Origin of the sequence: Billgrantia bachuensis, from assembly GCF_011742165.1 — a bacterium.
GTDB classification, from domain to species: domain Bacteria; phylum Pseudomonadota; class Gammaproteobacteria; order Pseudomonadales; family Halomonadaceae; genus Halomonas; species Halomonas bachuensis.
Genome location: NZ_JAAQTO010000049.1, coordinates 1 through 21,529, shown reverse-complemented (window position 1 = coordinate 21,529; position 21,529 = coordinate 1). Strand labels below are relative to the sequence as shown.

General features: G+C 65.3%; 17 protein-coding genes. 12 read left to right on the top strand and 5 right to left on the bottom strand.

Translation table 11 applies throughout. The features are described 5' to 3' along the window. Nucleotides 1-263 precede the first annotated feature (263 nt). Nucleotides 264-737 carry a Dps family protein gene (locus HBJ55_RS16910; protein WP_167117630.1) on the top strand — a complete coding sequence of 158 codons (474 nt, stop codon included), beginning with the start codon at nucleotides 264-266 and terminating at the stop codon, nucleotides 735-737. A 198-nt stretch (nucleotides 738-935) separates the two neighbouring features. After that, a complete protein-coding gene (locus HBJ55_RS16905) occupies nucleotides 936-1,499 on the top strand; it encodes a type 1 glutamine amidotransferase domain-containing protein (protein WP_167117627.1) in 564 nt (187 codons plus the stop codon). A 61-nt stretch (nucleotides 1,500-1,560) separates the two neighbouring features. Here HBJ55_RS16905 and HBJ55_RS16900 read toward each other — a convergent pair whose 3' ends face one another. Further along, nucleotides 1,561-3,027 (bottom strand): aminoacyl-histidine dipeptidase, encoded by a 1,467-nt coding sequence (locus tag HBJ55_RS16900; protein WP_167117624.1) that lies wholly within the window; start codon nucleotides 3,025-3,027, stop codon nucleotides 1,561-1,563. A 63-nt stretch (nucleotides 3,028-3,090) separates the two neighbouring features. Next, the gene (locus HBJ55_RS16895; RefSeq protein ID WP_479688610.1) at nucleotides 3,091-5,190 is read right to left on the bottom strand and encodes a tRNA(Met) cytidine acetyltransferase TmcA; all 2,100 of its coding nucleotides are present in this window, start codon (nucleotides 5,188-5,190) and stop codon (nucleotides 3,091-3,093) included. 442 nt (nucleotides 5,191-5,632) lie between these two features. Between HBJ55_RS16895 and dctP the strand changes: the two genes are divergently transcribed. The 4 genes from dctP (at nucleotide 5,633) to HBJ55_RS16875 (ending at nucleotide 10,475) form a co-directional block, all read left to right on the top strand. Continuing rightward, complete coding sequence (gene dctP / locus HBJ55_RS16890; protein WP_167117621.1) at nucleotides 5,633-6,736, top strand: TRAP transporter substrate-binding protein DctP; 1,104 nt, start codon at nucleotides 5,633-5,635, stop codon at nucleotides 6,734-6,736. 67 nt (nucleotides 6,737-6,803) lie between these two features. Next, the gene (locus HBJ55_RS16885; RefSeq protein WP_167117618.1) at nucleotides 6,804-7,304 is read left to right on the top strand and encodes a TRAP transporter small permease subunit; all 501 of its coding nucleotides are present in this window, start codon (nucleotides 6,804-6,806) and stop codon (nucleotides 7,302-7,304) included. After that, entirely contained in the window at nucleotides 7,301-8,629 is a 1,329-nt protein-coding gene (locus HBJ55_RS16880; RefSeq protein ID WP_167117615.1) for a TRAP transporter large permease, read from the top strand. Before HBJ55_RS16885 ends, HBJ55_RS16880 begins: the two co-directional genes overlap by 4 nt. Nucleotides 8,630-8,798: 169 nt before the next feature. Then, the gene (locus HBJ55_RS16875; RefSeq protein WP_167117612.1) at nucleotides 8,799-10,475 is read left to right on the top strand and encodes an ABC transporter permease; all 1,677 of its coding nucleotides are present in this window, start codon (nucleotides 8,799-8,801) and stop codon (nucleotides 10,473-10,475) included. Here HBJ55_RS16875 and HBJ55_RS16870 read toward each other — a convergent pair. Next, nucleotides 10,469-11,512: an ABC transporter ATP-binding protein gene (locus HBJ55_RS16870; RefSeq protein WP_479688611.1), complete on the bottom strand. Its 1,044-nt coding sequence runs from the start codon at nucleotides 11,510-11,512 to the stop codon at nucleotides 10,469-10,471. The genes HBJ55_RS16875 and HBJ55_RS16870 overlap by 7 nt on opposite strands. A 334-nt stretch (nucleotides 11,513-11,846) precedes the next feature. On the opposite strand from HBJ55_RS16870, the gene HBJ55_RS16865 reads away from it, so the two are divergent. Next, on the top strand, nucleotides 11,847-12,875 hold the full coding sequence (locus HBJ55_RS16865; protein WP_167117609.1) for a Fe(3+) ABC transporter substrate-binding protein: 1,029 nt from the start codon (nucleotides 11,847-11,849) through the stop codon (nucleotides 12,873-12,875). 52 nt (nucleotides 12,876-12,927) lie between these two features. On the opposite strand, the gene HBJ55_RS16860 is transcribed toward HBJ55_RS16865, so the two are convergent. After that, complete coding sequence (locus tag HBJ55_RS16860; RefSeq protein ID WP_167117606.1) at nucleotides 12,928-13,872, bottom strand: LysR family transcriptional regulator; 945 nt, start codon at nucleotides 13,870-13,872, stop codon at nucleotides 12,928-12,930. Between the two features lie 133 nt (nucleotides 13,873-14,005). Between HBJ55_RS16860 and HBJ55_RS16855 the strand changes: the two genes are divergently transcribed. The 3 genes from HBJ55_RS16855 to HBJ55_RS16845 are packed head-to-tail and all read left to right on the top strand — an operon-like array spanning nucleotide 14,006 to nucleotide 17,599. Continuing rightward, nucleotides 14,006-15,394, top strand: coding sequence for a uracil-xanthine permease family protein (locus HBJ55_RS16855; RefSeq protein ID WP_167117603.1), 1,389 nt, complete (start codon nucleotides 14,006-14,008; stop codon nucleotides 15,392-15,394). Between the two features lie 13 nt (nucleotides 15,395-15,407). Continuing rightward, entirely contained in the window at nucleotides 15,408-16,889 is a 1,482-nt protein-coding gene (locus HBJ55_RS16850) for an amidohydrolase family protein (protein ID WP_167117601.1), read from the top strand. Continuing rightward, on the top strand, nucleotides 16,886-17,599 hold the full coding sequence (locus tag HBJ55_RS16845) for a sulfite exporter TauE/SafE family protein (RefSeq protein ID WP_167117598.1): 714 nt from the start codon (nucleotides 16,886-16,888) through the stop codon (nucleotides 17,597-17,599). The genes HBJ55_RS16850 and HBJ55_RS16845 overlap by 4 nt, the downstream gene beginning before the upstream one ends. Before the next feature lie 6 nt (nucleotides 17,600-17,605). Here HBJ55_RS16845 and polA read toward each other — a convergent pair whose 3' ends face one another. Further along, nucleotides 17,606-20,389 carry a DNA polymerase I gene (gene polA, locus HBJ55_RS16840; RefSeq protein WP_167117595.1) on the bottom strand — a complete coding sequence of 928 codons (2,784 nt, stop codon included), beginning with the start codon at nucleotides 20,387-20,389 and terminating at the stop codon, nucleotides 17,606-17,608. Nucleotides 20,390-20,547: 158 nt separating this feature from the next. Between polA and HBJ55_RS16835 the strand changes: the two genes are divergently transcribed. Together HBJ55_RS16835 and HBJ55_RS16830 are read left to right on the top strand one after the other, a co-directional pair. Then, complete coding sequence (locus HBJ55_RS16835) at nucleotides 20,548-20,844, top strand: DUF2782 domain-containing protein (RefSeq protein WP_167117592.1); 297 nt, start codon at nucleotides 20,548-20,550, stop codon at nucleotides 20,842-20,844. Nucleotides 20,845-20,953: 109 nt separating this feature from the next. Further along, nucleotides 20,954-21,529: phosphotransferase (locus tag HBJ55_RS16830; RefSeq protein WP_167117589.1), on the top strand; the 576-nt coding region annotated here is incomplete at its 3' end.

Below are 21,529 nucleotides of genomic sequence, written 5' to 3'. Positions count from 1 at the left end.
GTTCTCCTGTGTCATTGGCCGCAATCTACTCAGCCCGGTCCACCTAGCAAGGTCGCTCTGATGCCTTGAGAGTCCCGGAAAGCCCAAGGGTTCCCGAGCGCTCGCTCTGTGGGCGCGACACGCGCGCAGCGCCTTGACAGCGACCATGGCCGAACCATCATGCATCTAGTCTATCGCAACCATGGACAGATATTGCTTAAGCGGCGTCCATCGAGGCTCTAGACTTGGCTGCAACACATTCGCACGCGACAAGGAGAACGCATATGAGCGACACCAATGCCATCGGCCTGCATCAAGGCAGCGCCAATCAGCTCGCCGAGAAGCTCAACATCCTGCTGGCGAACTATCAGGTCTTCTACATGAACGTGCGCGGCTATCACTGGAACGTGAAGGGTCCGCAGTTCTTCGAGCTGCACGCCAAGTTCGAAGAGTTTTATACCGACCTGTTGACCAAGGTCGACGAAGTGGCCGAGCGCATCCTGACCCTGGGGCACAAGCCGGTACACGCCTATAGCGACTATGTCTCGATGGCCCAGATCCGCGAGGACAAGGACGTGTACGACGGCGAGGCCTGCGTGCGTGGCATACTCAAGGGCTACCAGACCCTGATCGAGCTGCAGCGCGACCTGCTTTCCGCCGCCTCGGACGCCGACGACGAGGGCACCGCCGCCCAGGCCGGCGACTATATTCGCGAGCAGGAAAAGACCGTCTGGATGCTCAACGCCTACCTGGGCTGAGCGTCAGCCTGGCGGAGCCGGGCAGCGCTCGGCTCCCTGTGCCTCATGACCACACGCCGATAACCGGCTTGACGATTCGCAACATTCTCCCCCTTGTCCTCGATGCCATCCGCTACAACCCTTCAAGTGTACTCAGACGCGACTCGCCAACCACGCTGGCGGAGGAAGCCAGCAACACTGCTTGCAAGGAGGTAACTCATGAGCGAGAAGCTGAAAGGCAAGACCGTCGCCATCCTGGCCACCGACGGGTTCGAGGAATCGGAGCTCAGCGAACCCAAGGCGGCTCTCGAGCGCGAGGGGGCCACGGTCCATGTGATCGCACCGGACAAGGACAGCATCCGTGCCTGGGCGAAAACCGACTGGGGCCCCAACTACGACGTCGACCACCGCCTCGAGCAGGCCAACGCCGACGACTACGATGCGCTGGAATTGCCCGGCGGCCTGTTCAACCCCGACGCGCTGCGCCAGAACGAGCAAGCGTTGGCATTTACCCGGCACTTCTTCGAGGCGCAAAAGCCGGTCGCGGCGATCTGCCATGGCCCCTGGCTGCTGATCAATGCCGGCGTGGTCAAGGGTCGCCGCATGACCTCCTACCCTTCCGTGGAGCAGGACCTGCGCAACGCCGGAGCCGAATGGGTCGACCAGGAGGTCGTGGTCGACAGCGGGCTGGTCACCAGCCGCAAGCCCGACGATCTCGAGGCCTTCTGCAGCAAGCTGATCGAGGAGATCGCCGAGGGCAAGCACAGCCGCCAGCACGCCTGAGCCGCATGCCTACCGCCGCTCGCCCAGGCGAGCGGCGTACTCAAGAGGTCATGACGTCTCGTTACGCCGCGTCGCTGGCCAGATCTTCGACCAGCGCACGCAGCAACTCCCAGAACTCCTCCACCGAACTCAGCTCGACCCGCTCGTCGGGTGAATGCGCCCCGCGAATCGACGGGCCAAACGAGATCATCTCGAGGTCGGGGTACTTGCCGGCCAAGATGCCGCACTCCAGACCCGCGTGGATCACCTTGACCGCCGGCTCGCTGCCCACGTGCCGACGGTGCAGGCGACGAAAACGCGCCAGCAAGGCGCTGTCGGGCGCCGGCGTCCAGCCGGGATAGGCATTCTCGACCCGGGTCCGTGCGCCGATGAGGTCGAACAGGCCGCGGAAGCGGTCGGCAATGGCCTCCACCGCGCTATCCCGCAGCGAGCGCACCAGGGCGCAGAGGTGGAAGCGGCCCGCGTCGAGGCTCACCACGCCAAGGTTGTTGGAGGTTTCCACCACACCGGGTACCGTGCTGCTCATGCGCTCCACGCCGTAGGGCGCCACGTTGAGTGCCGCCAGCAGCATGTGGCTGGCGTGGGCATTGAGCGCCTGGTCGGGCGAAGCCTCTAGCGGCGTCATGGTCAGCGTCAGGTTCTCCTCGACCCCGGCCAGCTCACCGCGCAGCACCTGCTCCAGCGCCGCCACGCGGCTCTGGGCGGCCTTGACCTCATCGGCGGGCAGCATCAGGGTGGCAAAAGCCTCGCGCGGGATGGCGTTGCGCAGGGTGCCGCCACGATAGCTGACCAGGCGGATGTCGTAAGCTTCCAGCGCCCGCAGCACCCGGATCAGCAGGCGGTTGGCATTGCCGCGGCCGCGATGGATGTCGATGCCCGAGTGACCTCCGACCAGCCCAGTCAGGGAGAGCTGCACGACAACTTCGTCGGAATTCGGCTTCGCCGTGGGCAGTTGGGCCTCGACCACGACGTCAGCACCGCCGGCACAGCCGATGAACACTTCGCCGCGGTCTTCCGAGTCCAGGTTGAGCAGCACGCCTCCCTCGAGCCAGTTCTCGGCCAAGTGCAATGCGCCGCCCATCGAGGATTCCTCCTCGAGGGTGAACAGTGCCTCCAGCGGGCCGTGAACCAGCTCTTCGTCCTCCAGGATTGCCAGCGCCGCCGCCACGCCGAGGCCATTGTCGGCCCCCAGGGTGGTGTGCCGGGCCCGCAGCCAGCCATCGTCCACGTAGGTCTCGATCGGGTCGCGGGTAAAGTCGTGGGGATGGTCGGCGTTGGCCTGGGCCACCATGTCGAGATGTCCCTGCAGAATGACGCCTAGGGCGGCCTCGCGTCCGGGTGTGGCCGGCTTGCGAATGCACAGGTTGCCGAAGTCGTCGCGGTCGTGGGCAAGCCCGTGCCGCTCGGCCCACTGCTCGAGAATGGCCACCAGCTCGGCCTCGTGTCCCGAAGGCCGCGGCGTGTTGCACAGGGTGCGGAAGTGGCGCCACAGCGGCTGCGGCGTGAGTTGCTCGAGATGTTCGTTCATGATCCGTCTGCTTGGGGATAACCGGGCTACCTTACCCGGCCGCTGGCGCCGGGAAAAGCCCGCTCAGGACATGGTCGGGTCGCTATCGTGAAAGCGGGCCACGACACTGCGCAGACGATCCATGACCTGACGCCTACCCTTGGCACCGGACCGGGCCGCCAGCCAGGCCGTGTCGCGGCCCTGGAAAGCCCAGGCGGCCAGCCAGGCCAGCTCGCCATCGCGACATCCCGCCGCTGCCGCACGCTGCACCAGCTCCTGCAGGGCAGGGCGCACCAAGGCGGGTTCACGATGGCCATGGGCCACATCGAAGATATCGCTGCGCTCGCCATCGCTCAAGGGGCCGGGCGTCCCTTCGGCCAGCAGCGCCAGCGCCACCTGGGGGTCGAGCTCGGCAAGCTCGAAGGCCAGCAGGGCGGGCAACAGCCTTTGGAAGCGTTCCGTCAAGGTCTCGGCCAGCGCCTCCCCCCAAGGTGAGAGCGGGGCAACGACCATGACGGCGTACTCACCGGTGGAGGTCTCCCGCGACAGGCCCAGCCGCACGGCGCGAAAGCCCAGTGACTGCCAGAATGACAGCAGTCCCGGCTCGGCGCCGAAGCTGGCTCCCAGCAGGTCGATGCCGGCCTCGCGGGCGGCCTCGCGCTCATGCTCCAGCAGCCGTCGCCCCAGCCCCCGGCGGCGATGTTGCGGATTCACCGCAATGCGCTGCACGCGACGCAGGCGTGCCGTCAGCGCCTCGCGGGACCCGGCATGGGCAGCCAGCGATTGCGCCAGCAGATGACCGGGCAGGCGGCGCTCGCCCCGTGCCACCCGCTCGGACAACTCGGGTTCGAAGCCCCCTTCGTCGGCACACACCGCAACGGCCTGGACATGGGCGCCATCGGTCAGGGTCGTGATGTGGAGCCCCGCTTCGTCGAGCAGCCGCTGCAGGTCGGCCGGCGTGGTGCGGTAGTGTGCCTGCACCAGCAGGCCGAAGATCTCGCCCAGGGCGACCTCATCGACGGCAAGTGCCGGGCGCTGCCAGCGCACTGTCTCCAGTGTCGCTGCGGCCATGGGCGGGGGCGGTTCGGCATCCAGCAGCAGCAAGTCGCTGACCAGCCGTTCGAGTGGGTCGCCCTCGGCCCAGCGCACCGGCACTGCCAGGTGATATTCACGCCAGTCGGGGGTCTGCCGCTCGAGCCGTTCGCGAAAACGCAGGGCGAAACCGCGCCCGGAGCCCTCGTAGCCGTGCACGGTAGTGGCGAAGGCGATGCGCGGAAAGGCCGCCAGCCACTGCCCCAGCATGGCCGCGGGAAGGGCGGCGGCCTCATCCACCAGCAGCCAGCTGCCCGGGCCGCCGGCTTCGCCGCGCTCGATCCTGGCGCTCAGCTCGTCGGGAGCAATGAACGCCACGCGCCCGCCCCGGGCGTCGACGAAGCGATTGCCTTCACGCCGGCCAAGCCGGCACAGCACTTCCAGGCGCTCGAACAGTGCCGCGACCGCCTCGGGGCGCGGCGCCGTTACCCAGATTCGCTCCTGGCCCGCCTCCAGCAGGCGCGCGCAGGCAATACCGAGCGCCGCGCTCTTGCCGCGACCGCGGTCGGCAGTGAGTACCAGCGGGCGGCGACGACGCAGGCCGACCAGGCGTCTCACGGCCTCGGCCTGGTCGGACGTCAGGCAGTCCGGATCATCACTGATACGGCCCCAGCGGGGCCATGCGCCGCCAAGCTCGGGCAGTTGGGGAGGTGCGCCCGCTGGCCAGCGCACCACGCCGTCGGCCTGCGACAGCCGCCGACACAGGCGGGCCATGTAGCGGCTGGCAGCCGCATCAAGCGTCGGCGTCAGCAGTACCAGCAGGCCACCGGCACGCAGGGTGCCGCTGAGTGCACCGAAGGCATCCGCATCGAAGTCGGCCCTTGGGGAGGCGGCATCGAACACGATCAGATCGTGCTCGCCCCCCAGGCGCATCCCGGCCTTGGCGGGCGGCAGCCAAGCCTCATCGTATGCTGCCCCAGGCGACGTCGGCGACACCCAGCAAGGCATCCGCCAGTCATGCGCGTGCCACAAGGCGATAGCCTGGTGCCGGGATACCTCGGCAACCCCGGCCAGCCATATCAGACCACGCCAGCCGCTCAGCCCCATTTGGTCAGACCAATTCAGTATTCGTTGCTCTGCCGATACACTCACGCACCCTCCCTCTGCGACATTGCTGCGCCGACTGAAAATTCATTCTACAGCGGGCGCTGAAGCCACGGCACTGCGAGGCGCCCGGCCGGCCGGGCGCTTTCCGGCTTTCATGCCCATCTGGTCAGACTTTGGTCTATCGCCCCCCCTTGGCCTCGCACTCCTCCCTTCTTGCCGTTTTGTTGTCGATTTGCCTTTCAATACAGGCACATTTACTTGTCGCATTTCTTAATTAAACGTGCCTGATGACCGGCGCGCTCGGGCCCGAGCCGCTACCCTAGCCAAAGCAAGCTATCGATTCCGGCCGTGCCAGCATGCTAGCTTGACGATGTTTGCCGAACGGTCGCTTGGTGATCCCAGCGGCCGAGGGTACTTTCGGGTATACCTCCTCGGCACTTGGCTCTTCTATTGCGGCACTACAACAAGACCCACAAGGGAGCACGAGATGAAGATGAAGTCGAAATTCGCACTTTCCGGACTGGCTGCCGGTATCGCCCTGGCAGCCTTCGCCTCCACCGCCCAGGCTCAGGAACAGTGGACCATGACCACGACCTGGCCGGACAATCTGGACCTGATCGAGATCGACCGCCACTGGGCGGAGCTGGTCAACAAGCTCGCTGGCGACGAGCTGCAGATCGAGTTTCGCGCCGGCGGCACGTTGATGCCCGGCACCGAAGTGTTCGACGCCACCGAGACCGGCAGCATCGAGGCCGCAGGCGACTGGCCCGGCTACTGGGCGGGGCGCAGTTCGGCGTTTTCCCCCCTGGCCGCCACACCGAGCCTGTTCAACGGCTTGGACTATCTCAACTGGATCCAGCAGTGGGGCGGCTTCGAGCTCTACCAGGAAGTCTACGGCCAGTACAACATGGTCTACCTGCCCTACGGCATTACCAACAACGAGTCGGGTTTCATGGGGCGCACCCCCATCGAGAGCTTGGCCGATCTGGACGGCAAGCGCCTGCGTCTCTCCGGTCGCGACCAGGGCCGGGTACTCGAGCGCCTGGGCGGCTCCCAGGTCACCCTCTCCGGCGGTGAGATCTACCAGGCGGTGGAGCGCGGCGTGGTGGACGGCGCCGAGTTCTCGACTCCCGGGGTGGACTACAACGCCGGCTTCGCCGAGGTGGTCGAATACTGGGCAACGCCCGGCTGGCACCAGTCCGCCAGCGTATTCGGCGTGATGATCAACAAGGACGCCTGGGACGCCCTCTCCGAGGAGACTCAGGAGAAGCTGAAGATCGCCGCCGATGCCACCCTGGCCTGGTCGCTCGCCTGGTCCGAGCGTGAGTCGACCGAGGGCACCGTCAAGTTCCAGGAAGCCGGGGTGGAGATCTCCACCTATGGTGACGAGGATATGGCCCGCATCCAGGAAGTCGCCAACGAAGTGATCGTGGAAGGTGCCTGTGAAGACCCCATGCATGCCAAGGTCTACCACTCCATGGTCAGCTACCTGCAGCACTACGCCAACTGGCGGGATGTCTCGGTGCCCTACAACATGAGCCGAAGCTTCGACAACCTGCCGTCTCTGGAAGAGATCGAAGCCTGCATGTGAGGCTGCCCTACCCGCCCCGGCCGTTTGCGCCGGGGCGGTATTCGTTTCGACTTCGGAGACTTGTTCCATGAATGCGATTGCCAAGGCGATCGATACGCTGAACGAGGGGTTCGGGCGGATTATCGCGCCGCTGATCGCCATCGTTACCCTGGTGGTGCTCTACGACATCGCCCTGCGCCTGTTCACCGGGCGACCTAGTGATTGGGCCTTCGACATCACCAAGATGCTGTTCGGCGCCCACTTCATGCTGATGGCCGCCTACGCCCTGCGCCATCATGCCCACGTCGAGGTCGATGTGCTCAAGCGCCTGCTCTCGCGCAGGAAGCAGGCAGCACTCGAGCTGCTTGGCTATTTGATCTTCTTCGTACCCTTCATCTGGATGCTGCTGAGCCTGGGCTGGAGTTTCTTCATGCGTTCATTCAGTCGCGGTGAAACCACCTATGGCATCGTCTCGATTCCCGTCTATCCGGTGAAGGGTGTGATCGTGGTGGCCGCAGTGCTGATCCTGCTGCAGGCCATCGCCATCGTGATCCGCGCCATCCAGCAGTTGCGAGAGGAAGCCGCATGAGCCCGGAAATGCTGACTCTGGTGATGTTCGGCGGCTTGCTCGTCGGGCTGTTCATGGGCCATCCGCTGGCCTTCGTGCTGGGCGGCGTGGCCGTCATCGGCGCCTACCTGGGCCCCGGCCCTCGCGTGCTCGGCACCATCATCAACAATATCTACGGCAACGCCATGGACAATTACGTCCTGGTGGCCATTCCGCTGTTCGTGCTGATGGCGCGCTTCCTCAACGACTCGGGCGTCACCGAGAAGATGTTCGAGGCGATGCGCCTGCTGCTGGCCAATCTGCGCGGCGGCCTGGCGCTCACCGTGGTCATCGTCTCGGTACTGCTTGCCGCCACCACCGGTATCGTTGGCGCCTCCATCGCGGTGATGGGCATGATCGCGCTGGTGCCGATGCTCAAGTACGGCTACAACAAGGAACTCAGCACCGGCGTGATCATGGCCAGTGGCTGCCTCGGCATCCTGATCCCGCCGAGCATCATGCTGATCCTGATGGCCAGCTATTCACCGGTCTCGGTGGGCGCTCTGTTCGCCGGTGCGCTGGTGCCGGGGCTGCTGCTGGGTGCCATGTATGCCCTCTATGTGCTGGTGATCTGTTATCTCAAGCCCGCCTATGGCCCGCCGGTGCCCGCCGAGGAACGCGCCGAAACCAGCACCGGTGAGCTACTGCTGATGCTGGCCAAGTACGTACTGCCGCCGATGGCCCTGATCCTCGGCGTACTGGGCGCGCTGTTCACCGGCATTGCCACCGCCACCGAGGCCTCGGCCATCGGGGTGGGCATCGCCTTCGTGCTGTTCATGATCTTCGGCGACCGCAAGCTCTCCACCTGCTTTCGCACCCTGATCGATGCCAGCAAGACCACCACCATGGTAATGCTGGTGCTGGTCGGGGCGACCGCCTTCACCGGGGTGTTCTCCCGCGGCGGCGGCATGACGGTGATCAGCGAGCTGGTCATGGCCATGCCCGGCGGTACAATCGGCGCCTTGATCCTGATGCTGTTCCTTGTCTTCATCCTGGGCATGTTCCTCGACTGGACCGGTATCGTGCTGCTCAGCTTCCCGATCATGCTGCCGATCGTCGCCGACATGGGGGTCGACATGCTGTGGTTCGTGGTGATGGTGGCCGTGGTACTGCAGACCTCCTTCCTCACACCGCCGTTCGGCTATGCGCTGTTCTACCTCAAGGGGGTAGCACCGAAAGGGGTCGAGATCATCGACCTCTACAAGGCGGTGATTCCCTTCTGTGCGCTGATCGCGCTGGCCTGCCTGCTGATGGCCTTCTTCCCCGTGCTGGTGACGGGCCTGCCCTCGCTCATGCTCGGTTACTAGCTTACCGTCCACTCCGGCTTTGGCGCCCGTATCGCAAGATGCGGGCGCTTTTCCTTGATGCCGGTCAGTTGGCGCAAGCTGCAGCCGAACGCGGCAACTGGTATCATTTTCCGCCGTTACCGCCTCGCATTACCACGCTGCCTGCGCCGGCCAGTGAAGGAGTTCCCGCTTGTTCCGATCCGCCACCACCGGCCTTTCCTCCCTGTCTCGCCGCCTGAGCCCCTGGACCCTGCTGATGCTGGTCGTAGCGCTCGTCGTCGCCCTGCCGGTCATCGTGGTCCTGGCGCATATCGTGATGCCGACACAGGGTGTCTGGCAGCACTTGGCCAGCACGGTGCTGGGTCGTTACCTGGGGAATACCTTCTATCTCGCCGTCACGGTGGGGCTCGGCAGCATGGTGATCGGCACCGGTTCCGCCTGGCTGGTAGTGATGTGCCGCTTCCCGGGGCGGCGACTCTTCGAGTGGGCGCTGCTGCTGCCGCTGGCCGTGCCCACCTATGTGATCGCCTACGCCTATACTGACTTCCTGCAATACGCCGGCCCCTTGCAGAGCTGGCTGCGCGAACTCTTCGACTGGGGGCGCGGTGACTACTTCTTTCCCGATATCCGCTCGCTGGGCGGTGCCGCCACGCTGATTACCCTGGTGCTGTATCCCTACGTCTATCTGCTGGCCCGAGCAGCGTTCCTGGAGCAGTCGGTATGCGTGCTCGACGTTGGCCGCACGCTGGGCCGCGGTCCGTGGAACCTGTTCGCCAGCGTGGCCGTACCACTGGCACGCCCGGCCATCGTCGGCGGCGTCTCGCTGGTATTGATGGAGACCCTCAACGAGTTCGGCGCGGTACAGTTCTTCGGCGTCGACACCTTCACTACCGGCATCTACCGCACCTGGTTCGGCCTGGGAGAGCAGGTCGCTGCTGCCCAGCTCGCCGCCTGCCTGCTGCTGTTCGTCATCGCACTGGTACTGCTGGAGCGCTGGTCGCGCGGCAAGCGTCAGTATTTTCATACCACCAATCGCTACCAGCAGTTGCCCGAGTATCGACTGCACGGCTGGCGGGCGGCTGCAGCCTTCACGGCCTGCGCCCTGCCGGTGCTGATCGGCTTTCTGATTCCCAGTGGACTGCTGTTGCAGATGGCCGTTGCCAAGGGCGACGCCCTGTTCGGCACCCGCTTTCTCGACTTCGCCTGGAACAGCCTGATGCTGGCCGTCATCGCCGCGGCGATTGCGGTGGGCCTGGCGGTCATCCTGAGCTATGGAGTACGTCTTCACGATAGTCCGCTGACGCGCATCGCCACGCGGATCGCTGCGATGGGCTATGCGATTCCCGGCTCGGTGATCGCGGTAGGTATCCTGATTCCCTTCGCCTGGCTCGACAATACCATCAACACCTGGCTTCACGCCCACTACGGCAAGATCGTCGGGCTGATCTTCAGCGGCTCGGCGTTCATCCTGGTGTACGCCTATGTGGTGCGTTTCCTGGCGGTGTCGTTCAATACCGTGGAGGCTAGCCTGGGCAAGGTGACGCCGAGCATGGACGCCGCCTCGCGCACCCTGGGCCAGACGCCGGCCGGCACGCTCAAGCGCGTGCACACGCCGATCATGCGCGGCAGCCTGATCGCTGCGGGCATCTTGGTCTTCGTCGATGTGATGAAGGAACTGCCTGCGACCATCATCCTGCGCCCCTTCAATTTTGATACCCTGGCGGTCAGGGCCTACAGCTTGGCCTCGGACGAACGCCTCGCCGAGGCCTCGACGGCATCACTGGCCATCGTCGCCGTCGGCATCGTTCCGGTGATCCTGCTGAGCATGGCCATGCGCCGCTCGCGCCCCGGCTCAGGCAGTCATTGAGGGAAGACGAAGACCTGGGAGAGGTCGAGGTGGATATCCACTCGCTGCCCTTCGGCGGGCAGGAAGACGCCGGGCATCCTGGCATGCAGGTGGGCTTCGCTGCCATCCTCGCCGTGGGCACAGATGTGCAGCAGGCTGCTGCGCCCCAGCAGCTTGGCCATGACCACATGGCTGTAGCGGTGCTCCGGCGTCGGCTCGAAATGCTCGGTGATGCGCAGCGCCTCGGGACGGATCATTACCAGTGCCTGGCTCCCTTCGGGTAGCCAGCCGGCCTCCACCGGCCCTACCGGCGTCTGCACACGGCCGCTCCGCACTATACCGCTCAGCTCGTTCACCTCGCCGAAGAACGCCACGACGAAGGGATCGCAGGGCGCACAGTAGAGTTCCCTGGGCGTGCCCATCTGCACGATGCGCCCGTCGCGCATCAGGGCGATACGGTCGGCCATGAACATGGCTTCTTCGGGATCGTGGGTCACCAGCAGAGTGGCGGCGCCGACCTTCTTGAGCACATGCAGGGTATCGTCGCGGATGCGGTCGCGCAGGCGCGCGTCAAGGCTGGAAAAGGGCTCGTCGAGCAGCATCAGCTGCGGGGCCGGGGCCAGGGCGCGGGCCAGCGCAACGCGTTGCTGCTGCCCACCGGAAAGCATGTGCGGGTAGGATTCGGCATAGGCGGCCATGCCGAGCTGTTCGAGCAGGGTCAGGGCCCGCTCGCGGCGCTGCCGCGGTGGCTCGCCCTTCAACCCGAAGGTGACGTTCTCGATCACCGTGAGATGCGGAAACAGCGCCGAATCCTGAAACGCCAGGCCGACGTTGCGCTTCTCCGGCGGCACGTGGCGCCCCTTGGGTACGGCGATCTCGCCGCCGTTGAGAGTCACTCGCCCCTGCTGCAGCACCTCGAGCCCCGCCGCGATACGCAGCAGGGTTGTCTTGCCGCAGCCCGACGGCCCCAGCAGGCAGACGACCTCGCCAGGCGCCACATCCAGCTCGACACCTCGCACAGCAGCCAGACTGTCGAAGGTGTGATGTACCCCCTCCATGGTCAATGCCGTGGTCTGACGGTAGGGAGCGTGTCCGACTTCCATTGGCTGGGATTGGCTAGTCATAGAACGGGCGACATGATCCGAAGGGGAAATGGCTACCTCCATCCTACCCGAAATGTCCAGCAAATACGTTTGGAATTAACTCGCATTTGGCAGTTTTTTCGCATTGTCCTGCTCCCGGTCAGCTTCGCCGTAACCCGCACGCCAAGGCGTCGGGCGAGAGGCTTGACGGCTTGTTCACAAAGCGCTTCAATAGCGCTCAGCGTAATGCAACGTATTATCATTACTTCAACAAAAACCTGTTACGTCAGGCTCTCGAGGTGCAACCATCATGACCCACCGTCATCGTCTCGTCGCTCCGCTTGCCGCCGTACTGGCAAGCTCCGCGCTGGCTTCCACCGCCGTCGCCGAGGAAATCAACCTCTACTCGGCCCGCCACTACGACTCCGACGAAAAGCTCTACCAGGCCTTTACCGAGGAGACCGGCATCGAGGTCAACCTCCTCGAGGGCGACTCCGACCAGCTGATCGAGCGCATCCAGCGCGAAGGCGTGGCCAGCCCCGCCGACGTACTGATCACCGTGGATGCCGGTCGCCTGTGGCGTGCCGAGCAGGATGGCATCTTCCAAAGCGTCGAGTCCGACGTGCTCGCCGAGCGTCTGCCGGAAGCCATGCGCCACCCCGAGGGCAAGTGGTTCGGCTTCAGCCAGCGCGTGCGTGCAATCTTCTACAACCCCGAGAACGTCGATCCCAGCGAGATCATCTCCTACGAGGATCTGACCGATCCGCGCTGGGAAGGCGAGGTGTGTATCCGCTCCTCAAGCAACATCTACAACCAGTCGCTGCTGGCCTCGATGATCGAGCACCACGGTGAGGAAGGAGCCGAAGAGTGGGCCCAGGGCATCGTCAACAACATGGCGCGCGATCCCGAAGGCGGCGACACCGATCAGATCAAGGCAGTGGCAGCCGGTGAGTGCGACCTGGCCGTGGGCAACCACTACTACTACGTGCGCCTGCTCGAATCCGAAGAAGCCGCCGACCGCGAAGTGGCCGAGAAGGTCGGTATCCTGTTCCCCAACCAGGACGAGCGCGGCACTCACGTCAATGTCGGTGGCGCCGGCGTGGTCGAAGGCGCCCCCAACCGCGAGAACGCGGTTCGCTTCCTCGAGTTCCTGGCTTCCGACGAGGCCCAGGAGATCTTCGCCGCCGGCAACTACGAGTTCCCCGTGGTCGAGGGCGTGAAGATGAGCGAGACCCTGGAGTCCTGGGGCGAGTTCAAAAAGGATGGCCTCAACGTCAGCATCCTGGGCGAGAACAATCCGGAAGCGATCCGCATCTTCGATCGCGTCGGCTGGCGCTAAGCCTAACCCGGCATGAGCAAACGCCCGCGGCCATGGCCGCGGGCGTTTGCGTTTACACCTTCCCCTTCGCGCTTGAAACAGCGCCATCATCCTTGGGCTCGATTCCCAGCAGCGCCTCGCTCAACTCCTGTGCCAGTACCGCCACCGCCAACGGCAGCGAGCGCTCTGCAGCGCTGCACAGCACCAGCCGGGCCTTGGCGATGTTTCGATCCTGCAGCGGCTTGAACACCAGCTCGCCATGCTCCAGTTCGCGGGCGATATCGAGCTTGTTGAGGAAGGCGACTCCCAACCCTGCCCGCGCCAGCGACTTGATCGTCAGGATTCGATTGCAGCCGGCCAGTGGTGCGAGGTCGATATCCGAATTGGCTAGCGTTCGCTCCAGGGTCGAGCCGTGGAACATCTCGGCGCTGGGCAGAATCGCCGGGTAGTGACGACAGTCACGCAAGCGTACCGTCTCCTTCTCGGCCAGCGGATGCGATGGCGCCACCACCGCACCGAAGCCCAGCTCGACCGCCTGTTCGAAGCGAATCCGCCGTGTCACCGGCGGGTTCATGCAGATGCCGATATCGGCCTCGCCGGTGGCGACCTGCTCCAGGATCGTCTCGGTCAGGCCAGTGGTCAGCACGAAACGCACCCTGGGAAATCGCTCTCTGAAGCCGCCCAACACGGTCGGTAACACCTGATCGGTCAGCGACTCGATAGTGGCGATGCGAACCTCGGCACAGCCGGTACCTCGAATGTCGCCCAAGGTCTCCAGCATCTGGCGCTCGTCGCGCTGCCACTGACGAATCTGGTAGAGCATCAGCTCTCCGGCAGGCGACAGCCGTAGCCCACGCGGCAAACGCTCGAACAGCGGTACGCCGAGTTCGTCCTCGAGCTTGAGAATCTGTCGATTGATCGCCGAAGCGGCGACGTGCAGCCGTTCCGCCGCCTTGCGCAGCGACCCCTGGCGGGCGACTTCCTCGAAATAGCGCAGGGAGGTCAGCAGTAACTGCATGGCTTGTCATCCAGAGCGAGACAAATCGTTGCCTTTTCGGCAACAGAATGAGCGAAACTTTATTATGGACCGGGACAGTCGAGCGGCGCTAGCTTGCGTAGAGCAGCGACAACAATTACAGAGGAAGCTAGCCATGAGAACGACACACGATCCCACCGAGCCTAATACGTCCGCGGTCGAGCCCGTCGACGAAAAACTGCCCTTGCACTCGATGATGCTCTACGGCTTCCAACACGTACTGGTGATGGCCGCTGCGCCGATCACCGCCGTGTTCCTGGTAGGCCAGGCGATGGGCTTCGGCAGCGACGTCATGGTGGCGTTGATGAGCGCAACCTTCCTGGCCTGCGGCCTGGGCACGCTGCTGCAGTCCTTCGGCCCCTTCGGTATCGGCGCGCGCCTGCCTTTCGTTCAGGTGCCGGGCGGTGCGCCGATCGTGATCTTCCTGGCCATCGCCCAGGCCACCGACATTCAAACGGCCACCGGTGCGGTCATCCTCACCGGGCTGTTCTACTTTCTCGCCTTGCCGTTCTTCACCAAGGTGCTGAGATTCTTTCCGCCTATCGTGATCGGCACCATGCTGCTGTTGGTCGCGGTCAACCTGGTGCGAATCTTCGGCGGGCTGATCACCGGCAAGCCGGATTCGCCGGATTTCGCCAATTTGACCAGCATCGCCCTGGCGCTGCTGACCATGGGCTGCATTGTGCTCTTCGCCCGCGTGTTCACCGGCGTGCTGCAGCGCATCGCCGTGATGCTGGGACTGATCGCCGGCGCAGTGGTGGCCACGCTGCTCGGCGTGATGAGCTTCGACAGCGTGTTCTCCGGCCCGGTAGTTGCCTTTCCGTCGCTGTTCCCCTTCGGCATGCCCAAGTTCGACATCTTCGCCTCGCTGCCGCTGATCATCTTCAGCGTGGTGTCGATGACCGAAGCCACCGGCCAGACCATGGCCACCGCCGAGATCGTCGAGAAGAAGGGCGATCCGCGCGCCCTGGTGCCGCGCAACATTCGCGCCGATGCACTGGGTTCCCTGATCGGCGGCTGTTTCGGTACCTCGCTGATCATCACCAGCGGCGAGAACATCGGCATCGTCCGAGCCACCGGCGTGCGTTCGCGCTACGTGACCGTAGCGGCCGGTATCATTCTGGTGGTCCTGGCACTGCTCGCCCCGCTCGGCCGGCTGGCCGCCACCCTGCCCACCGCAGTGGTCGCCGGTACCGCGGTGATCGTGTTCGCGATCATCGGCGTGATGGGCATCAACATCCTGCGCAAGGTTGATTTCAACGAGCACGGCAACATGTTCACACTGGCCGCGGCGCTGGCCATGGGCCTGATTCCCATCGTCGTGCCCGGCTTCTACAGCGCCTTTCCGCAGCATCTTCAGATCATCCTCGGCAACGGCCTGGCCATGGGCACGCTGACTGCGGTGCTGGTCAACATCCTGTTTCACCACCTTGGCCATTCCCGTGCTGACGCGCCGGCGACCCAAGGGGCCGAACTGTCCAGCGATCCCCTCAAAAGCAAGTAAGCAAGGAAACCTCATGTACAGCCAGTCACAGGCCCGCGACACCGTGGGCCAGGGGAAGCTTGTCCCCGAGACTTTCGATGCCGACGCCCTTCTGCTGCTCCCCGAGGAGGTACTGCTCGGGAGCGGCTGCGCCAAGGGCCAGGCGGTTCTCGTCGCGGACGGCAAGTTCGCCGAGATCGGCGAGCGGGCAGCAGTGCTTGCCCGCCACCCCGAACTGACGCCGATCGAGCTGCCGGGCAAGCTGCTCATGCCCGGCTTTATCGACACCCACCATCATCTGACCCAGTCGCTGGGAAAGTCGCTGGTGTTCGGCGAGCCCTCCGAGATCTTCAAGCGCATCTGGGTCCCGCTCGAGGCCAGCCTCGACGAAAGGTTGCTGCACCTCTCGGCCAAGCTCGCCGCGCTGGAGGCGCTGCGCGGCGGTTTCACCACCGCGGTGGACGCCGGCACCCGCGCCTCGGCGGAGATCGGCAGCATCGCCCAGGCCGCCGAGGAGACCGGCCTGCGCTGCGTGCTGGGCTTCATCTGCAACGACCTGGGCGGCAAGGACACGATCAAGGACGGTGCTGTGATCCGTCGCGAGGCCGAGAGACATTTGGCCCGCTGGGCCGGGCATGCGCTGGTTGCGCCTTCGCTGGCAGTATCGATTCCCGAGGTGGCCAGCGATGACATGCTGCGCGACGCGGCCGCACTCTGCGCCGAGGGTAGCGCCATCTTCCAGACCCACGTCAACGAGCACCTCCAGGCGGTGGAGCGCTCGCTGATCGCGCGGCGTCAACGCCCACTGGAGCATCTGCACATGGTGGGTGCGCTGGGGCCGCAAACGCTGGTCGCCCACGCCACCCTGGTCACGCCAGCGGAGCTCAACCTGCTGCGCGATACCGGTACCGCAGTGGCCTTCAATCCGGTTGCCAGCTCGTGGAAGGGCAACGCCGTTGCGCCGGCACTGCAGATGGCCGCGCTGGGCATCCGCTTCGGCCTGGGCACCGACGGCACGCGCAGCGACGCTTTCCGCCTGATGGATGCCGCCGAGACCAGCCAGCGCCTGACCGTCGGTCTGGCGACCGGGGATTCGTCCTGTGGTGGCGGCTGGCTGTGGCTCGATCACGCCACCCGTGCCAGCGCCGATGCGGCGGGACTCAAGGGGCTGACCGGCGAGGTCGCCCCGGGCCTGGCCGCCGACTTCCTGCTCGTCGACCTCGACGTGCCGGAGATGACACCCTCCTGGGATCGTCCGTGGGAATTGGTGCGCTACGCCAATCGCGACCAGATAGACGCCGTGTTCACCAACGGCCGGCTGCGCCTGTGGCAGGGCTGGCCGGTGGACTGGGATGCTCGCGCGCTGCTGCGCGAGGTGCGCGAGGCGGCCGGCGCCGCAGTGGAACGCGCACCGATCTACCGAGTGCACCCGCCGTCGGCGGCGCACCGGGCAATGGTCAATGGAAATCAGGAAATCGGCGTCGGGATGACCGCGGGAGCGGCTCGCGCGTCATGAACGAGATCGCCGTCTTCGTCATCATTGCCGCCGCCACCGGTATCGCCGCCTTCGTACAGGGCGCGATCGGTATCGGCTTCGCGCTGATCGTCGCTCCTGTGCTGGGCTTTCTGCGCCCGGACCTGCTGCCTATCGCCCTGCTGATCCTGATGTTGCCGCTCAATCTTTATGTCGGCCTGCGCGAGCGCGAGGCAATCGACTGGAAGGGTGTCGGCTGGATCAGCCTGGGTCGCCTGCCCGGCACCTTCCTAGGCCTGTGGATCCTGGTCATCCTGAGCGCCGACGGTCTCAACCAGGTGGTCGGCGCCTCGACGGTCATCGCCGTGCTCGCCGCCCTGTTCGCCCCGGTGTTCCGACCGCAGCGTAGCGCTTGCGCTACCGTCGGCGTCATCACCGGCATCACCGAGACCGCCACCGGTGTCGGCGGCCCGCCCCTGGCGCTGCTCTACCAGCATCGCCCCGGGCCGGAACTGCGCTCGACCATTGCCTGCTGCTTCCTGGTCGGCGAGATCATCTCGCTGATCATTCTGGCCGCAGCGGGCAAGTTTCACCTCGACCAGTTGCTCTGGGCGCTCTACCTGCTGCCGCCGCTGGTCCTCGGTAGCGTCGCCAGTCGCGTGACACACCACCGCATAGACGCCAGGCGCCTGCGCCAGGGCGTGCTGCTGTTCGCGCTGGTGTCGGGCGTCATCCTGATGATCCCCTTCTAGCGCCCGCTAGTGCGCCTCGTCCCAGTTGACGCCACTCTCGGCCTCGACGATCAGCGGCACGCTGAGCTCGGCGGCGGCCTGCATGCGCGACTTCACCTCGCCGATGAATTCGTCCACCTGGCTCTCGCCGACCTCGAACACCAGCTCGTCGTGGACCTGCATCACCATGCAGGCGTCGAAGCCGCTGCCCTGCAGCCAGCCATCGACCTCGATCATGGCGCGCTTGATGATGTCCGCCGCGGTGCCCTGCATCGGCGCGTTGATCGCGGTGCGCTCGGCGGCCTGGCGCCGGGCGTGGTTCTGGGCGCGAATCTCGGGCAGGTAGAGCCGGCGGCCGAAGACGGTCTCGACGAAGCCGTCCTCGGCGGCCTGGGCGCGGATGCGGTCCATGTAGCGGGCGACTCCCGGGTAGCGGTCGAAGTAGCGGTCGATGTAGGTCTGCGCCTGGCTGCGCTCGATGCGCAGCTGTTTGCCCAGACCCCAGGCGCTCATGCCGTAGATCAGCCCGAAGTTGATCGCCTTGGCACTGCGCCGCTGCTCGCCCGAGACCTTCTCCAGCGCCACGCCGAAGACTTCGGCGGCGGTGGCGGTGTGGATGTCGCGCCCCTCGGCGAAGGCCGAGAGCAGCCCCTGGTCCCCGGAGAGGTGGGCCATGATGCGCAGCTCGATCTGCGAGTAGTCGGCGGCGACGATGCGATAGCCGGGCCGGGCAATGAACGCCTGGCGTATCCTGCGCCCCTCCTCGGTACGGATGGGAATGTTCTGCAGGTTGGGGTCGGACGACGACAGGCGCCCGGTGGCGGCGACCGCCTGGTGGTAGCTGGTGTGCAGTCTCCCGGTGCGCTTGTTGACCAGCCGCGGCAGCTTGTCGGTATAGGTCGACTTGAGCTTGGCCAGGCCGCGATGCTCCATGATCACCTTGGGCAGTGGGTAGTCCAGCGCCAGCTCCTCGAGCACTGCCTCGGCGGTGGAGGGCGCGCCCTTGGGCGTCTTCTTGATCACCGGAATCTTCTGCTCGTCGAACAGGATTTCACCGAGCTGCTTGGGCGAACCGAGATTGAACTCGCGCCCGGCCAGCTCGAAGGCGCGCGTCTCGAGTTCCTGGATGCGCCCCTCGAGCTCCTGGCTCTGGGCGTGCAGCCGCGCGGCGTCGATCGCCACTCCGGTGCGTTCGATGCGCGACAGCACCGGGATCAGCGGGCGCTCGATGGTGTCGAGCACTTCGGCCAGGCGACCTTCCGCCTCGATGCGCGGACGCAGTTCGCAGTGCAGCCGCAGGGTGATGTCGACGTCCTCGCAGGCGTAGGGCACGGCCTGCTCGAAGTCGATCTGGTTGAAGGTGAGCTGCTTGGCGCCCTTGCCGGCGATCTCCTCGAAGCTCACCGTCTTCTGGCCGAGGTACTTCAGCGCCAGCGAGTCCATGTCGTGACGGGTGGCGGTGGAGTTGAGCACGTAGGATTCGAGCATGGTATCGGTCAGCGGCCCGCGCACCTGAATGTCGTAGTTGGCCAGCACCGAGATGTCATATTTCAGATTCTGGCCGATCTTGCCGCGACAGGGATCTTCCAGCAGCGGCTTCAGTGACGCCAGCACGCCGGCCCGGTCGAGCTGGTCGGGCACGTCGATATAATCATGGGCGAGCGGCACATAAGCCGCCTCGCCGGGATTCAGCGCCAGCCCCACGCCGACGATTTCGGCGTCCATGTAGTTGAGGCTGTTGGTCTCGAGGTCGAAGCAGAAGGCCTCGCAGGCATCGAGTCGGGCCAGCCACTCGTCGAGTTCGGCCTGGGTCAGGATCAGGTGGTTCTGGCACGCCGCCACGCTGGCCGGCGGTGCGTCGGGGTCGAGATTGCCCGCCGCTGCCGCCCCCGCCACCCCTGCGCCACGCTCGACGTCGTCGACCCCCTCGTCCTTGCCGGCCAGCAGCTCGGAGAGCCAGGCCTTGAATTCGAGTTCGGTATAGAGCCGCTTGAGCGCCTCGCGGTCGGGATGAGCGATGTCGAGGTCGTCGAGCCCCACCGGCAGTTCGCAGTCGGTCTTGATGGTGGCCAACTGGTACGAGAGGTAGGCCATCTCGCGGTGCTCGTCGAGCTTCTTGGACAAGGTCTTGGCGCCGCGGAAGTCGAGCGTCCTGACCTTGTCCAGATCGGCATAGATGGCATCCAGCCCTCCGCCCACACCCTGCAGCAGGCCCAGCGCGGTCTTCTCGCCCACTCCCGGTACCCCGGGAATGTTGTCCACCTTGTCGCCCATCAGCGCCAGGAAGTCGATGATCAGCTCCGGCGGCAGGCCGAACTTGTCCTTGACGCCGGCAACGTCCAGAGTCTCGTCCTTCATGGTATTGACCAGGGTGATGTGGCCATTGACCAGTTGCGCCATGTCCTTGTCACCGGTGGAAATCACCGCATCGCGCCCGGCCTCGGTGGCGAGCCGGGCCAGCGTGCCGATGACGTCGTCGGCCTCGACGCCCTCGACGCACAGCAGCGGCAATCCCAGCGCGCGTACGCAGGCGTAGAGCGGTTCCACCTGGCTACGCAGGTCGTCGGGCATCGGCGGGCGCTGCGCCTTGTACTCCTCGAAAAGCTCGTCGCGGAAGGTCTTGCCCTTGGCGTCGAACACCACCGCCATGGGGCTGTCGGGATAGTCCTTGATCAGCCGCTTGAGCATGTTGAGCACGCCCTTGATGGCGCCGGTGGGCTGGCCCGTGGAGGTAGTCAGCGGCGGCAAGGCGTGGAAGGCGCGGTAGAGATAGGAGGAACCGTCGACGAGAACGATGGGCGTGTCGGCCATGTATCGGCATCCGTTGGGTCTGTGCAGGAAAATGTGATTCTGATCAGCCATGATACGCATTGCACGCCGCTTTTGCCGCCATCGTTGGGATCACGCTGTCCAACGTCATACACTGGAGTCAGCGGCAGCGATCGTCGCATGCGCACTTGGGAGGCATCATGAACGTTTCTCCTCGTTTCCTGGCAGTAGCACTGCTTTCCCTCGGCCTCGGCCTGGCGGCGGCCGCGCCCGCCTTGGCCCAATCCTCCGCCGATGTCGAGCCCGACATCACCATCCGCCAGGAGGAAGATCGCACCATTCACGAGTACCGCGTCAACGGCCAGCTGTATGCCATCGAGGTCCGCCCGCGCCAAGGCGCCAGCTATTTCCTGGTCGACCACGACGGCGACGGTAACTTCGAGCGCGAGGAGGGCGACCGCGTCGCCGTGCCCCAGTGGGTACTGATTCGCTTCTAGCCATCGCACCGGGATTGATCGCTGGTGAACGCCGGAACGTGTCCAGCAGACGTGCATCGAAGTGCCAAGACGCTACAATAGGCGGCTTGGCAACCTGGGCGAGAGACACATGGCCGTATTCACCCCGTTGAGCGACGCACAGGTCGCGGAGTTTCTCAGGCGTTTCGACGTCGGCAACCTGGTCTCCCTGGAGGGAGTCGCCGGGGGCACCGAGAACACCACCTTCTTCGTCACTACCGACCGCCGCGAGCTGGTGCTGACGCTGTTCGAGCAGGGCGAGCACGAGGAGCTGCCGTTCTTCGTCGAACTGCTCGACTATCTCGACGAGCATCGCCTGCCGGTGCCGGGACCGGTGCACGATCGCGAGGGCATCGCCCTGCACAGCCTGGCCGGCAAGCCCTCGCTGCTGTTTCCCCGGCTGCCCGGACGCCACCCCATGGCGCCCAGCCTGACGCAGTGTCAGGCTTTGGGTGACGCGCTGGGGCGCATGCACGCGGTATCCCAGCATTTTCCCGGCCATCGCCCCAACCCACGCGATCTCAACTGGCTCGTGGCCATGCACCACAGAGTACTGGGCTACCTCTCGCCCGAGGATCAAGCCCTGATGAAGGACGAAGTGGAAATCTACCAGGGCGTCTTCGGCGCTGCCTCCGAGCTGCCCCATGGCGCACTGCACGGGGACCTG

What these genes read in the sequence shown, in the direction of transcription:
- HBJ55_RS16845 (WP_167117598.1), top strand. Translation starts at nt 16,886, where the DNA reads ATGAACGAGATCGCCGTCTTCGTCATCATTGCCGCCGCCACCGGTATC.
- HBJ55_RS16860 (WP_167117606.1), bottom strand. Translation starts at nt 13,872, where the DNA reads ATGCAGTTACTGCTGACCTCCCTGCGCTATTTCGAGGAAGTCGCCCGC.
- HBJ55_RS16900 (WP_167117624.1), bottom strand. Translation starts at nt 3,027, where the DNA reads ATGAACGAACATCTCGAGCAACTCACGCCGCAGCCGCTGTGGCGCCAC.
- HBJ55_RS16905 (WP_167117627.1), top strand. Translation starts at nt 936, where the DNA reads ATGAGCGAGAAGCTGAAAGGCAAGACCGTCGCCATCCTGGCCACCGAC.
- HBJ55_RS16865 (WP_167117609.1), top strand. Translation starts at nt 11,847, where the DNA reads ATGACCCACCGTCATCGTCTCGTCGCTCCGCTTGCCGCCGTACTGGCA.
- HBJ55_RS16880 (WP_167117615.1), top strand. Translation starts at nt 7,301, where the DNA reads ATGAGCCCGGAAATGCTGACTCTGGTGATGTTCGGCGGCTTGCTCGTC.
- polA (WP_167117595.1), bottom strand. Translation starts at nt 20,389, where the DNA reads ATGGCCGACACGCCCATCGTTCTCGTCGACGGTTCCTCCTATCTCTAC.
- dctP (WP_167117621.1), top strand. Translation starts at nt 5,633, where the DNA reads ATGAAGATGAAGTCGAAATTCGCACTTTCCGGACTGGCTGCCGGTATC.
- HBJ55_RS16870 (WP_479688611.1), bottom strand. Translation starts at nt 11,512, where the DNA reads ATGGAGGGGGTACATCACACCTTCGACAGTCTGGCTGCTGTGCGAGGT.
- HBJ55_RS16855 (WP_167117603.1), top strand. Translation starts at nt 14,006, where the DNA reads ATGAGAACGACACACGATCCCACCGAGCCTAATACGTCCGCGGTCGAG.
- HBJ55_RS16850 (WP_167117601.1), top strand. Translation starts at nt 15,408, where the DNA reads ATGTACAGCCAGTCACAGGCCCGCGACACCGTGGGCCAGGGGAAGCTT.
- HBJ55_RS16885 (WP_167117618.1), top strand. Translation starts at nt 6,804, where the DNA reads ATGAATGCGATTGCCAAGGCGATCGATACGCTGAACGAGGGGTTCGGG.
- HBJ55_RS16835 (WP_167117592.1), top strand. Translation starts at nt 20,548, where the DNA reads ATGAACGTTTCTCCTCGTTTCCTGGCAGTAGCACTGCTTTCCCTCGGC.
- HBJ55_RS16910 (WP_167117630.1), top strand. Translation starts at nt 264, where the DNA reads ATGAGCGACACCAATGCCATCGGCCTGCATCAAGGCAGCGCCAATCAG.